The 13,597-nt window shown below is 64.4% G+C and carries 8 protein-coding genes and 2 pseudogenes; 4 read left to right on the top strand and 6 right to left on the bottom strand.

Annotated elements, in window-relative coordinates; all coding sequences use genetic code 11:
* Window positions 1-59: 59 nt before the first annotated feature.
* Window positions 60-1,247: an acetyl-CoA C-acyltransferase gene (locus SJY41_RS02440; RefSeq protein ID WP_380778762.1), complete on the bottom strand. Its 1,188-nt coding sequence runs from the start codon at window positions 1,245-1,247 to the stop codon at window positions 60-62.
* Between the two features lie 154 nt (window positions 1,248-1,401).
* On the opposite strand from SJY41_RS02440, the gene SJY41_RS02445 reads away from it, so the two are divergent.
* Window positions 1,402-2,043, top strand: a complete 642-nt coding sequence (locus tag SJY41_RS02445) for a TetR/AcrR family transcriptional regulator (RefSeq protein WP_380778763.1) — start codon at window positions 1,402-1,404, stop codon at window positions 2,041-2,043.
* 13 nt (window positions 2,044-2,056) lie between these two features.
* Here the strand turns inward: SJY41_RS02445 and SJY41_RS02450 are convergent.
* Window positions 2,057-3,295 (bottom strand): annotated as a pseudogene (locus SJY41_RS02450) (NAD(P)/FAD-dependent oxidoreductase).
* 276 nt (window positions 3,296-3,571) lie between these two features.
* On the opposite strand from SJY41_RS02450, the gene SJY41_RS02455 reads away from it, so the two are divergent.
* Window positions 3,572-3,775 (top strand): DUF5818 domain-containing protein, encoded by a 204-nt coding sequence (locus SJY41_RS02455; protein WP_380778765.1) that lies wholly within the window; start codon window positions 3,572-3,574, stop codon window positions 3,773-3,775.
* Window positions 3,776-3,974: 199 nt separating this feature from the next.
* Entirely contained in the window at window positions 3,975-6,521 is a 2,547-nt protein-coding gene (locus tag SJY41_RS02460) for a PAS domain-containing protein (RefSeq protein ID WP_380778767.1), read from the top strand.
* Between the two features lie 8 nt (window positions 6,522-6,529).
* Here SJY41_RS02460 and SJY41_RS02465 read toward each other — a convergent pair whose 3' ends face one another.
* The 3 genes and pseudogenes from SJY41_RS02465 to SJY41_RS02475 form a co-directional block, all read right to left on the bottom strand.
* Window positions 6,530-7,210: a Fe2+-dependent dioxygenase gene (locus SJY41_RS02465; RefSeq protein ID WP_380778769.1), complete on the bottom strand. Its 681-nt coding sequence runs from the start codon at window positions 7,208-7,210 to the stop codon at window positions 6,530-6,532.
* Between the two features lie 124 nt (window positions 7,211-7,334).
* Window positions 7,335-9,580, bottom strand: a pseudogene (locus tag SJY41_RS02470) (TonB-dependent receptor).
* Between the two features lie 351 nt (window positions 9,581-9,931).
* Window positions 9,932-10,330 carry an energy transducer TonB gene (locus tag SJY41_RS02475; protein WP_380778771.1) on the bottom strand — a complete coding sequence of 133 codons (399 nt, stop codon included), beginning with the start codon at window positions 10,328-10,330 and terminating at the stop codon, window positions 9,932-9,934.
* 689 nt (window positions 10,331-11,019) lie between these two features.
* Here SJY41_RS02475 and SJY41_RS02480 point away from each other — a divergent pair.
* A complete protein-coding gene (locus SJY41_RS02480; protein ID WP_380778773.1) occupies window positions 11,020-12,126 on the top strand; it encodes an alpha-hydroxy acid oxidase in 1,107 nt (368 codons plus the stop codon).
* A 59-nt stretch (window positions 12,127-12,185) separates the two neighbouring features.
* On the opposite strand, the gene SJY41_RS02485 is transcribed toward SJY41_RS02480, so the two are convergent.
* Window positions 12,186-13,577, bottom strand: coding sequence for a M20/M25/M40 family metallo-hydrolase (locus SJY41_RS02485; protein ID WP_380778776.1), 1,392 nt, complete (start codon window positions 13,575-13,577; stop codon window positions 12,186-12,188).
* Window positions 13,578-13,597: the final 20 nt, after the last annotated feature.

Below are 13,597 nucleotides of genomic sequence, written 5' to 3' on the forward strand. Positions count from 1 at the left end.
TGGCAGATCGCGGGTGCGGCATGTCCGACGCTGTCACGCCCGACACGCCGTACCGGTCGTCAGTCGATCAGTTCGACCGCGACGGCGGTTGCTTCGCCGCCGCCGATGCAGAGCGCCGCAACACCCTTTTTCAGCCCGCGTAGCTTGAGCGCAGCCACCAGCGTGGCGATGATCCGCGCGCCGCTCGCGCCGATAGGGTGGCCCAATGCGGTCGCACCGCCGTTGACGTTTAGCTTCTCGCGCGGGATGCCGAGTTCGCGCATCGCGATCATCGCAACCGTCGCGAACGCCTCGTTCACTTCGAACAAGTCGACCTCCTCGACGCTCCAGCCCGCGCGATCGAGGACCTTTCGGATCGCCGAGACGGGGGCGGTCGTGAACAGCGCGGGAGCATGCGCATGCGCCGCGGTAGCGACGATCCGCGCCTCCTGGCTCAGCCCGAGCTTCTCAGCGACGCTCGCGCGGGTCAGCACAAGGGCGGCGGCACCGTCCGAGATCGATGCCGAGGTTGCCGCAGTGATTGTCCCGTCCTTGGCGAAAGCGGGACGCAGGCCCGGGATCTTCTCGGGCTTGGCCTTGCCGGGCTGTTCGTCCTCGCTGACGATCACGTCGCCGCTGCGCGTCTTGACGGTCACCGGCACGACTTCGTCGGAAAAGCCTCCGCTGGTGATCGCAGCGCTCGCACGCGTGAGGCTCTCGATCGCGAACGCGTCCTGGTCCTCGCGGGTAAACTGGTATTCGCCGGCGGTATCCTCAGCGAAGGCGCCCATCGGCTTGCCCTTCTCATAGGCATCCTCGAGGCCGTCCATCATCATCGAATCCGACACGACGTCATGGCCGATCCGCGCACCCGAACGGTGCTTGGCGAGCAGGAACGGCGCGTTGGTCATGCTCTCCATGCCGCCGGCGATCACGACGTCGACGGTGCCAGCCATCAGCGCCTCGGTCGCCATGATCGTCGCCTGCATGCCCGAGCCGCACATCTTGTTGACGGTGGTCGCCTCGACGGAATTAGGCAGGCCAGCGCCGAGCGCGGCCTGACGCGCGGGTGCCTGGCCGAGCCCGGCGGGCAACACACAGCCCATATAGATGCGGTCGATGATCGCCGGATCGACCTTCGAGCGCTCGACCGCGGCGCGGACCGCCGTCGACCCAAGTTCGACCGCAGTGACGCCGGACAGCGCCCCCTGGAAGCCGCCCATCGGCGTCCGGGCATAGCTGGCGATGATGACGGGATCGGTGGACATGCTTATTCCTTCGTGAACTGCGGCGAATACGACCTGTCGCGAACGCCATTCCAAATTGTCATATCGGTCCGCTAGGCACGATTGCCATACGCGCAGGTATGCACCCTACTGGCGAGTAGTTGCGCTTGCTGCCGCCTTCGTGTCAAGAACGCGCATGCCTGCCCGACCTTCCGTCAAACCGCCTGCCGCCTCTCCGTTCCCGACGACGGCCGCTCGCGAGGCGCTGCGTCTGAAAAAGCGCGATGCATTGCTTCGGGCAGCGGTAGGCATGTTCAACGAACGCGGCTTTCACGCGACCTCGCTCGACGACGTGGCCGCGAGTCTCGGCGTAACGAAGCCTGTGATCTACCATCATCTCGGCAACAAGGATCAGGTGCTGCTCGAATGCGTCCGCGTCGGGCTGGGGCAGTTGCGCAGTGCGGCAGACGAGTCCCAGCGCATTGACGGCAGCGGACTGGATCGGCTTACGGCGTTCCTGCGGCTGTATGCCGAAGTGACGATGGACGATTTCGGCCGGTGCGTGATCCGGACGCCTGACGAAGTGCTCTCGCCAGGCGCACGGATGGAGTTTCGCGCGCTGAAAACCGAAATCGACGGGACGATGCGCGGCATGATCGAGGCGGCGGTGCGCGACGGGTCGGCAGCGGTGAAGGACGTGCGGCTGACCGCGTTCACGCTCGCCGGCGCGCTCAACTGGCCTGCGCGCTGGTTTCGTCCCGAGGGCCCGATGTCGGCGCCGCAGATCGCTCGCGACATCGCCGAACTCCTGTGCCTGGGGCTTCGTCCGAGCTCCTGAAGCAAGGTCATGCTCAGCCGGTCATGTCCTTCAGCATCACCGCCGTATCCGCGAGCATCGCCGCAGCGATAACCGCCCCGGTCTCGACCAGTTTGCGTCCCTGGACGTAATCCTTGACCGCACCCACGCAGTCGAGCGCGATGACCCGACCCTCTCGCAAATACACGACCGAGAATTTTCGCGTCGCCGGATCGCCGCGGAGGACCGCCTCGTCATAGCCGACCGAGAGGCCGATGGTCTGCAGCTTCAGGTCGTACTGGTTCGACCAGAACCACGGCACCGCATCGTACGCGACCGGCTGGCCGGCGATGTACTTTGCAACGACGGTCGCCTGATCATTGGCGTTCTGAACCGATTCCATGCGGACCTAAGCACCGACGGCGAAGCGGTTGACGCGCAGCGCGCAGTCTCCGATCGCGTAGATGTCCGGCAGCACGGTACGGCAGAACGCATCGACCGCCACGCCGTTGCCGATCCCGGCTCCCGCGGCGATCAGCGGCGCGACCTGGGGCACGATGCCGATGCCGACGATGACCATATCGGCCGCGATCACCTCGCCGTCGGCCAGCCGGACGCCGGTTACCTGGCCGTCGCCGAGGATACACGCGACCGTCTGGCCGAGACGTACGTCGACGCCGTGCGCGCAGTGTTCCGCCTCGAAAAACCGCGACAGGTCCTAGCCTGCGACCCGCGCGAGCACGCGGTCGAGCGTTTCCAACAGCACCACCGACTTGTCGAACTTGCGGAGGACGGCGGCGGCTTCGAGGCCGATATAGCCGCCGCCGATCACGACCGCCGTACGGACGTCGGGCAGTTCGGCGATCATCCGGTCGGCATCGGCGCGGTCGCGGACGGTGTGAACCCCGCCGAGATGATGGCCACCGCACGTCAGGCGTCGCGGCGTTCCTCCGGTTGCCCAGATCAGTTGCCCGTAGGAGATTTCAACGTGGTCTTCGGTCGAGAGCTTGTGCGCGGACGGGTCGACCGACACGACAGCCGATCCCAGCAGAAGATCGATCCGCTGGTCGATCCAGAATGCTTCCTGGCGGATGAGGATGCGTTCGAAGCTTTTCTCGCCCGACAGATAGTCCTTCGACAAAGGCGGGCGTTCATACGGCAGTTCGGCTTCCTTGCCGACGATCAGGATCGAGCCGGCAAAGCCCGCCTTGCGCAACGCGATCGCGCACGCCGCGCCGCCGTGCCCTCCGCCGACGATCACCACGTCGGCCGACGGCGCCGATTGCCGCGACATGTCGCCTACCGTCTTTCGCATCCGAACTCCCCGTCGTGACTCGCTGTTGCCCGAACGTGCACATCGCTCGACAAGGCGTCACACCTATCGGTGAACCGACGCGTTCTCAATCGCCTGTCCGGCTTGGTGCGCGGTTCCGGGTACGCGCACGCACGCGACTTTACGAAGATTTGCATCGAAACCTCATTATGGATCGTATTGCACCCGACATGGTGGGGCGTCTCGGTCGCTGCGCCGACGCGCAGCAGCCTGTCGCAACGGGAAAAGGGGAGTGGCATGACGGCGATCGGTAAGCGGGTCGACGAAACGGGGACGCTAATCCGCGACGGTGGCGCCTTCTATCTGCGGCGAGACATGGGCGGTCGATACGAGCTCGAACTTCCCCGGACGCCCGTCGATCTGGTCGAAAAACGTGTCCGCCTGATCGGCACGTTGGTTGGCAGCGATCTCGTCAACGCGGACGGCGTGGCGCCGGCGTGATCGGGACGCATATAAGCGCAAAATGGCCGCCGAACCTTATCGGACACCCCATGCAACGAGCGGTCATGGCCTCTCCCGCGACCGGTTCGGGCGTTGCCGCGACACCGGGGCTAGCTTAGGTGACGGGTATCGAACGGCAAACGACGAGTAGACGGCATTGAGTGATACGCCCGAACGCGCCGTTGCAAGCGCATCGAAAATGACGGTCGATGCCGAACGCATCGCTGCGGAGTTGATCGGTCAGGACGTCGGAAGCGACCCGTTCGTTGCGGCCGTTCGTGCCACGCGCATGCCGATGATCATCACGGACCCTCGGTTGCCCGATAATCCGGTCGTTTTCACCAACGACGCATTCTGCCGACTGAGCGGCTTTACGCGTGTTGAAATCCTTGGTCGAAACTGCCGCTTCCTGCAGGGACCGGAAACCGATCCCAAGACGGTCCGGCGTATTCGCGAATCCATCGCGCGTGCCGAGCCGATCGAAGTCGATATCCAGAATTACCGCAAGGACGGCGAGACGTTCTGGAACCGGCTGTTCGTGGCGCCGGTCTACGATACCGAAGGCGTCCTCGCGTACTTCTTCGCCAGCCAGGTCGACGTCACGATCGAGCGGGACCGACTAAAGGGTCTGGAGTCCAGCAATGCCTCTCTGATGGCCGAGCTGACGGACCAGCTGCGTCTGCAGCAAGAGCACGAACGCGAACTGGCGTTCACGCTCAAGGCCGTACGGTTCGGTACGTGGAGCCTCGAGATCGCGACCAAGCGCCTCACCGCGTCGGAAACCTGCAAGGAGATCTTCGGTCGGCCGATCGATGCACCGTTTACCTATGCAGACCGGTTGGACGCGATCCATCCGGAGGACCGGGCAAAGAGCATCGCAGAGGTACGCCGCTGCGTCGAGGAGGCGACCGATTACGACGTGATCTACCGCGTGAGGCGTGGCGACGGCGAGATGCGGTGGATCGGATCGCGCGGACAACCCTTCTTCAACGCCGATGGCGAAGCGCTGCGGATCGCGGGCGTCTCGACCGATATCACCGACCAACGACGCGGCGAGATCATGCGTGCGGCATTGGTCGAGCTTGGCGACATGTTCCGTGATACCGAATCCGCCGACGACATCGCGTTTGAGGCCGCGCGGATCATCGCCAATACGCTCGACGTCGGACGTGCCGGCTATGGAGAGATCGACAGCGCTGCGGAAATCGTCACGATCGTTCGTGACTGGAGCGCGCCGAACGTCGCGCCGCTGTCGGGCAGCTTCAACCTGCGCGATTTCGGATCGTATGTCGACGACCTGAAGCGCGGCAACGAAGTCTGTATCGTCGACGCTCGCGCGGACCCGCGGACGTCGACCAAGGCCGAAGCGCTCGAAGGCCTGAACGCCCGGGCGATCATCAACATTCCGATCATGGAGAACGGCCAGCTCGTCGCGATGCTCTATCTCGGAGACGCGGACGCGCGCCAGTGGCGTCCGGACGAGATCGTGTTGGTTCGCGAAGTCGCCGAACGCACCAGGATCGCAACCGAGCGACGGCGCGCGGAGCAGGAACTCGCGGCGCTGGCATCGTCGCTGGAACAGCAGGTGGTGGCCCGGACCGGCGAACTGCGCCATGCCGAGGATGCCTTGCGCCAATCGCAAAAAATGGAAGCGGTCGGGCAGCTCACCGGCGGCGTTGCGCATGATTTCAACAATCTGCTTACCGTGATCCGTTCGGCCACGGACCTGTTGAAGCGTCCGGACCTCAGCGCGGAGCGACGCGAACGCTATATCGATGCGATCTCGGACACCGCCGATCGCGCGGCAAAACTGACCGGTCAGCTTCTCGCATTCGCGCGTCGGCAGGCGCTGAAGCCCGAGGTCATCGATGTCGGGCGCAGCCTGGACGTCATATCGGACATGCTCGGCACGCTGACGGGGTCGCGGATCGTCATCGGCATCGACGTGCCGGACCGGGCCTGCTTCACCAACGTCGACCCCAGCCAGCTCGATACGGCGCTCGTCAACATGGCGGTCAATGCGCGTGACGCGATGGACGGTGCCGGCCGTATCGATATCGTCGTCAGGCCCGCATCCTTCATCCCCGCGGTACGATCACATCCCGCGGTCAAGGGACGGTATGTCGCGATCGCGATGACCGACACCGGTTCCGGTATCGAGCCCGAAAAGCTGGAGCGCATCTTCGAGCCGTTCTTCACGACCAAGGATGTCGGGCAGGGGACTGGCCTGGGTCTCAGCCAGGTCTTCGGATTTGCCAAGCAGTCGGACGGCGACATCATCGTCGAGAGTGCCGTCGGTCTAGGCACGACGTTCACGCTCTATCTTCCCGAAGTCGACGCGATCGCACCGATGACGTCCGACGACGCCGTCGAAAGTCTGGCCGATGGTCACGGCACCTGCGTCCTGGTGGTCGAGGACAACCGGGAAGTCGGGACGTTCACGACCCAGTCGCTGGCCGAACTCGGCTATGTGACCATCTGGGTTTCCGACGCGCAGGACGCGCTGGCCGAACTGGCTAAAGACGCGTCGCGCTTCGACATCGTGTTCTCGGACGTCGTCATGCCGGGAATGAACGGCATCGAACTCGGCAAGACCATCCGGTCGCGCTACCCGAACTTACCGGTCGTGCTCACCTCGGGGTACAGCAACGTGCTTGCGCAGGATGGAACGCACGGCTTCGAATTGCTGCACAAGCCCTATTCGGTCGAGCAGCTCTCGCGCATTCTTCGCAAGGCGGCCGGATAAGCGTCGGATCAGGTCGTCGACCACTGCCGCAGGAGATTGTGGTAGATGTTGGTCAACCGATCGATCGCGTCGTGGTCCGGATGATCGCCGCTCAGCGCCTGGATCGCGCTGTCGAGTTCGAACAACGTCCGTCTGTCCTGGTCGCTCTGCACGAGGCTCTGCGTCCAGAAGAACGACGCGAGCCGCGTACCCCTGGTTACCGGCGTGACGTGGTGCAGGCTGCTGCCGGGGTAGATGATCATGTGGCCGGCAGGCAGCTTTATGCGCTGCTCGCCGAAAACGTCGTCGATCACCAGTTCGCCGCCGTCGTACTCGTCGGGATCGCTGAGGAACACCGTCGCCGATATGTCCGTCCTTACACGCAGCGCCGTACCGGGAACCGGGAAGATCGCGCTGTCGACGTGTGGGCCGTAAGCCCCGGCACCTTCGTACCGATTGAAGCGCGGCGGCAGGACGCGCAACGGCAGCGCCGCGGCAATGAACAGCGGGGTCTGGCCCAGCCGATCGACGATCTGGTCGCCTAGGCGACGTGCCGTGGGATGATCGATCGGCAACTGGAGATTGCTCTTTACGCGCGCCGCACGGTGTCCCGCGGTAGCGCGCCCGTCCACCCACTCCGCCGCCTCGAGCATCGCGCGTGCATCGCGGACCTCGTCGGCGCCAAGTAGGTCGGGAATCTGCAGCAGCATGGTGAGGCCTCGGATCGGTCGATGACGATGCCGTAGTGAACTTGGGCGCGCGATGCGACCGCCGCGCGCATAGTGCGCAAACTTATCGGGGCGGCGCATGAGGACGCCGCCCCTACGGCGTCGATCAGTAGGTATAGTTCAGCGACAGTACCGCTGCACGGGCATCGCCGGGGGTCGCCCAGCCATTGTTGCGGATACGCGTGTAGTAATCCTTGTCGGCGATGTTCTTCACGTTGACCTGCACGACCATCTTGGGTGTGACGTCATACGCGACATAGGCGTTATGGACCCAATAGGCGTTCGACTTGAGGACGTTGACGTTGGTGGTCGCGAACGGGAAGCTGCCCTGGTAGGTCGCGCCGTAGCCCAGGCGCAGCCCGAACGGCAGCGCGTACGTCGTGAACAAGCTGCCCGAATGCTTCGGCGTATTGGCGAGCTTGGCGCCGTGAAGCGCATCGGGAATCGCAACCGTGTTCGTGCACCCGGTCGAGCCCGGCGCGTTCAGGCACTTGTCCGAGACCGACTGGATCAGCTCACCGTCGAGATAGGTGTAGTTCGCCGTGATCTGCCAAGCCGATGTGATCTTGCCAATTGCGCTCAACGAGACGCCATCGACGCGGGAATGACCGTCGAGCTGCTGCGACGGGATCAAGGGGTCGCCAGAGTCCACACGGTAGGAATTGCGCTCGTTGCGGAACACCGCGGCGCTCAGCAGGACGCCCGCGCCGAGTTCGGCTTTCGCGCCGATCTCGAAGGTTTCCGCGCCTTCCGGCTTCGTATTGCACGTCTGCGACGTGCCGGTTGCGACGCACGATCCATTGACCGAGCTCTGTGACGGAGTCTTCGAATTGCCGTAAGACGCGTACAGCGTAACCGCCTCGATCGGCTTGTAGACCAGCCCGGCGCGGTACGAGAAGAATTCGGCATCGTTGCGCGTCGGCAACCCCGGCACGATCGCGCCCTGCGGCGTGGTCAGCGTTGCCGCCGCGCCGGCGGTATCCGCGCGGAAGCGGCCGTGATTGCTGTCCCAGCGGACCCCGCCGTTCAGCTCCACCTTGCCGAGCTTCAGCGTGTCGAACAAATAGACCGCGTAGTTGGTCACTTCGCCGTGCTGGCCGCTGTTCTGGATCAGGTTGACCGGTCCGGTGTAGACGTTGCTGCCATAAGCGAAGCCAGCCGGACCCTGCACGACCTCGTTCGGGTTGGCGATGTTGACCAGCGGAAAGGCGGTAACGACCAGCGTGCGATTGGCATTTCGCAGCGCGTTGCCGGTGGCCAGCGTGTATTTTTCCCAGCTCGCCGAGGCGCCCAGGACCGCGGTGTGCTCGATCGCGCCGGTGCTGAATGCTGCCTTCAGGTCGAGCTGATCGTACATCAGTTCGTTCTCTGAATCGCGGTAATTGCCGCGCGGACCACCGATCAGGTAATAGCCTGCTGGCACGGTCGCCGGACATGCCGCGCCGGTCGGCTGCACGCCCGTCGCCAGGCAATAGGTGCCCTGCGGCGGACCGACGACCGACAGTTGCGAGACCTTCTGCCAGCGGCCGAGATTACGGATCGATACCGTGTCGCTGAACTCGTGCTCGCCGATCGCGGTGCCCTGATCGACCGTGATGTCCTGGCGATCGACGTTGCGAAATCCGAAATAATCGCTGCGATCGACACCGGGCACCGGGCCCGCCGCCGTTGCATTGGTGAAATAGGGGACACCGTACTGAGGGATGTTGTCATCCTCCTGGTGCACGTATTGCAGCGTCAGCCGGGTCGGGCTCTCGATGCCGATCGTCACCGACGGCGCGATTCCCCAGCGCTTGTTGTTCTCGACGTCGCGACCGGGAACGTCGTTCTCGTGCGCCATGGCATTCAGCCGGACCGCGATCAGGTCGTTGACCCGGACATTGGCATCCACCGTACTGCGATAATAATTGTCGGTGCCGATACCGCCGCTGACGACGATCCGCGTTTCCGCCAGCGGACGCTTGGTGACGATATTGATCTGACCGCCGACCGATCCGCTGCCCGTCGTCACCGAGTTCGCACCGTTGACGACCTCGACCTGCTCGAGATTGAACGAATCCGAGCGGCTATAGGCTGCGCTGTCGCGCACGCCGTCCTGCGTGATGTCGTTGCTCGCCGAATAGCCACGCAGGTTGATCTGGTCGCTGGGCGGGGTGCCCCCTTCGGCCGCGCCGAAGGTGATACCGGCACGGTCGAGAGCATGTCACGAAGCGTCAGCAGGTTCTGCTGGTCGATGACTTCCTTGGTGATGATCGTCACGGTCTGCGGCGTGTCGCGGACCGGGCGGGTTGCCTTGGGGCTTTCCTGCTTGCGACCAACCTCGATCTCGAGCGCGGTATCGCTGACCGTCACCCCGCCGAGCGCCGGTGCATCCTGCGTCGTCTGGGCGGATGCGTGCGACACGGCGATGGGCAGCAGAAGTGATCCGACGCAGGACAGCGCCAAGAATGACGGCGCCTTTGCATAGGCGTTTGGAAGCAGCGACATTGAGTTTCCCCCCGGGGTAATGTGATGTCGCTGCTGTTATTGAGAGTCATTCTCATCGTCAATATATATTGCGACTTATTCGCAACAATCAAACGCGTTCAAGTGGTTAGTCAGGGTAACGATCGGAGATAGTTCTACGCCTTGACGTCCCCTGAGACCGAGCGTGCGGGTAGTGCTGCACGCTCCGCTGTGCGCGCGCTCGTCCGAAAACGCTGGCTACGCTCCGGCACCGACGCGGAGAACGAACGGGATCACGACATTGCCGCGTACGAGCGCCGGCTGGCCATTGTGGATCGTTGGCGACCATCGCCAATGGCGGACGGCACCATATGCAGCCCGGTCCAGTCGCTCGAAACCGCTGCTTCGGGCGATCGAGATTTGCTCGACGCGTCCCTCCAACGACAGCAAGACGGCCAGGATCACCGTGCCCTGCTCACGCAGTCGGCGCGACTCTACCGGATATCGCGGCGGCGTGGCGGAGATCATCTTGCTGGACAGATCGCCGACCTCCGTCGTCGATGCGCTGGGTGCGGCCGGCTTCGCCTCGGCGAGTGGCGTTTGAGCTGTTTCGACGGTCGTGGACGTGCGCGCAGGAGGGATGGAGATTTCGGTCACGGCGACCGCAGGCAACGGTGTTGGCGCCTCGACTAGAGGTATCGGCGCTACGACCGCGACGTGGGCCTGGGGGGCAGCGTCGGATTGCCTGGGCTCGGCCTTCGCCCGTGCGGGCGGGGGCGGGGGCTCCGTCAGGTTCGCCAGATTTAGGATGGTCAGGCGCTGCTCATGTTTACGGTGCGGCGACAGGTTTCCGAGATAGTGGAGCGAAGAAAACGTGGCGCCTGCCAATATTACGGCAGCGACCGCCGAAAGAGGGTTCATTCGGTTGGGCTGGTAGACCGTTCGCCCGACCGGCACCGGATACAGAAACGCTGCCCCCGGCGCAGGTACCGTCTGCACCGTTTCGACCGTCGCCGACGACGGTCTCGCAAGGGTCTGGACAGGCATCGGCAATCCATTCAATAACAGGCTAATGCGGATCACTCGCATAAACAGGCGTGCTTGCCTAGTGCTCGACGGCATCTCGTATTGGGTCGGCGCGGGCCGTTGGCATGGTCGGCGGCTTCATTGCAAAGTGTGCGGCGGCGACCTAGCGTCCGATCTCCATGCACGGCGACGCCGCCCCCAACCGAGTACGACCCGGAACTTGATTGTTACAAAGGACTCCCGGTCATGAACGCGCCCATCACAAGTCGAAGCGTCACTGACAGGTCGAGACCTGGTCCGACCGATCGCGGCGCGTGCTGATGGATGCTCGGCCGCCGTCGTTCATTCCGGCCGATATCGAACGACTGGCAGATTATGAACGTCATGCGTCGTCGGGTCTGCCCGCGCATGTCTGGCACCATATTCAGGACGGTGTGGATGCGGGCTCGACCATTGGGAACGACCGGTTGTCGTTCGACCGGTTTCGTCTGTTGCCGCGCGTCCTTGGCGATCTGCGCGACGGCAATACCGAGATCGAGCTGTTCGGGCGACGTCATGCGGTCCCCGTCCTGCTGGCGCCGGTGGCCTATCAGCGCATCGTCCATGACGAGGGCGAGCTGGCGACGGTACGCGCGGCGATGGCGCTGGGCGTGGGAATGGTGGTCAGTACGCTGTCGAGCGTTCCGCTCGAAGATATTGCCTTAGCCGCACGCCAAACCGCGGACGAACTCGGCATCGCCGCAGCGCCCCTGTGGTTCCAGCTTTATCTGCAGGAGGACCGGGCATGGAGCCTCGCGCTCGTGCGACGCGCGGAGGCGGCGGGGTACGAGGCGATCGTGGTCACCGTGGACGCATCGATCAAGCGGTCAAGCTTCACGCTGCCGGAGGGCGTCGACGCGGCCAACCTCCGCGGTATGCCCAGAGTGTCGCACACGACGCGCCCTGGCGGCCGCATCCTGTTCGGCACTCCTTTGATCGACGCGGCACCTAGGTGGGACGATATCGCATGGCTACGCGGGGCGACGCGACTGCCGATCATCCTGAAGGGCGTCCTTTCGCCCGACGATGCTCGCAAGGCCATCGATCATGGGTGTGACGCTGTGATCGTATCGAACCACGGCGGCCGCGTGCTCGACGGGTTGGCGACGCCGGTCGAAATGTTGCCCGCCATCGTCGACGTAGTGGCTGATCGGGTGCCGTTGTTGCTCGATGGCGGCATCCGCCGTGGCACCGATATCGTGAAGGCGTTGGCGCTCGGCGCGACTGCCGTGCTGGTCGGGAGGCCGCAGTTCCACGCGCTCGCGGTAGCCGGGATGGCGGGCGTCGTGCACGCGCTCCATATTCTTCGCGCCGAACTGGAATTCGCCATGGCCCAGATCGGATGCCGTGCTCCCGCCGACATATCGGCGGATCATCTGATTCGATAGCTCGCCTGCGGGGGCGTCGCGCTACGTAGCCCCCGCAAGACGTCTGATCGTTCGAACAGTTACTTGGTCAGATCCGTGAACAGCGACCGGTAATAGGTGATGGCCAGCGGGATGTTGTCGATCGGCGTCCGCTCGTTCAGGCCGTGGCTGAAGTCGTCGGACTGCTTGATGAAGATCGGGCTGACGCCGTAGCTCGGGACGCCGACCGAGCGGTACCACATCGAATCGCTCGCGCCCGCCGACATGCTCGGGAAGATCGGCACGCCGGGCCGGATCTTGCCCATCGCGGTCTTGACCGCACCGGTCAGGTCGGCGCGCAGCGGAGAGGCGTCGGTCGGGTTCGACCCTTCGGTGACGTCGCTGAACTTCACGCCCGGATCGGCGGCGACCTTCGCCAGTTCGATCATGACCGTGGCGGGCTTCACACCGGGGAAGATGCGGCAGTTGATGTTCGCAGTCGCACGCTGCGGCAGGGCGTTCAGCGCGTGGCCGCCGCTGACCATCGTCGTGACGCAGGTCGTGCCGATCTGGCCGACATACCCGGTGTTGGCGGCAAGCGTCTCGATCGCTTTCTGGTCCGCCGGGTTGGCGACGAAGGCACGCATCGCCGCGCCGAGCTCGGGCGTCTGGCGCGGGGCGACGCCTTCGAAATAGCCCTTGGTGATCGGCGACAGCTGCGGGGTGAAGCGATATGCCCCGATCTTCACCAGTGCCGCCGACAGTTCGTTGATCGCGTTGACCTTGCGCGGTGCGGAGGAATGGCCGCCCTCGTTGGTCACTTCCATCTGGAAGTCGGCGTAGGTCTTCTCGGCCGCACCTATCGTGAAATATTCGGGCTTGCCGTTCTCTGCGTACAGCCCGCCGCCGCCGTCGATGTTGAGCGCCATCTCGCTGGCCTTCAGCTTGTCGGCGATCAGCGACGACGTCTTCATCACCGTCTCCTCATCGCCTGACAGCGCCAGGACGATGCCGCGCTTCGGCTTGTAGCCCGCCTTCTTCATGTCGAGCAGCGTGGCGATCGCGAGGGCGGCGTCGAGCTTCATGTCGGTCGCGCCGCGGCCGTAGAGATAGCCGTTCTCGACCACCGCGGTGAATGGATCGCGCTGCCAGTCGGCGGGCTTGGCCTCGACCACGTCGATATGGCCGGACACGACGATCGGCTTCAGCGCCGCGTCGCTGCCTTTCCAGGTCGCGATCAGATAGGCGGTGTCGTCGACCGGCGTGATCGTCACGTCGGCGTCCGCGAAGCCGCCCGCGACCAGCGTCGCCTTCAGATACGCGGCAAGCTGCGGCGTCTGGTTGCCGGGGCCGCGCACGCTACGAAACGCGATCATCTTCCTGGCGATCTCTAGCCCATTGGCAGGGGCGGTCGTCGCGCTCGTCTGCGCCGCAACAGGGAGTGCAGACGCCAGCGTGGCGGCGGTCAGGAACAGCTTGAACATCGGGGTCATTATCGTCTTTCCTCAAGGGC

Origin of the sequence: Sphingomonas sp. R86520, assembly GCF_042466285.1 — a bacterium.
Taxonomy (GTDB): Bacteria; Pseudomonadota; Alphaproteobacteria; order Sphingomonadales; family Sphingomonadaceae; genus Sphingomonas.

Excerpts from the sequence above, each read along its gene's own strand:
- SJY41_RS02440 (WP_380778762.1), bottom strand. The coding sequence starts at position 1,247 with ATGTCCACCGATCCCGTCATCATCGCCAGCTATGCCCGGACGCCGATG.
- SJY41_RS02445 (WP_380778763.1), top strand. The coding sequence starts at position 1,402 with ATGCCTGCCCGACCTTCCGTCAAACCGCCTGCCGCCTCTCCGTTCCCG.
- SJY41_RS02455 (WP_380778765.1), top strand. The coding sequence starts at position 3,572 with ATGACGGCGATCGGTAAGCGGGTCGACGAAACGGGGACGCTAATCCGC.
- SJY41_RS02460 (WP_380778767.1), top strand. The coding sequence starts at position 3,975 with ATGACGGTCGATGCCGAACGCATCGCTGCGGAGTTGATCGGTCAGGAC.
- SJY41_RS02465 (WP_380778769.1), bottom strand. The coding sequence starts at position 7,210 with ATGCTGCTGCAGATTCCCGACCTACTTGGCGCCGACGAGGTCCGCGAT.
- SJY41_RS02480 (WP_380778773.1), top strand. The coding sequence starts at position 11,020 with ATGGATGCTCGGCCGCCGTCGTTCATTCCGGCCGATATCGAACGACTG.
- SJY41_RS02485 (WP_380778776.1), bottom strand. The coding sequence starts at position 13,577 with ATGACCCCGATGTTCAAGCTGTTCCTGACCGCCGCCACGCTGGCGTCT.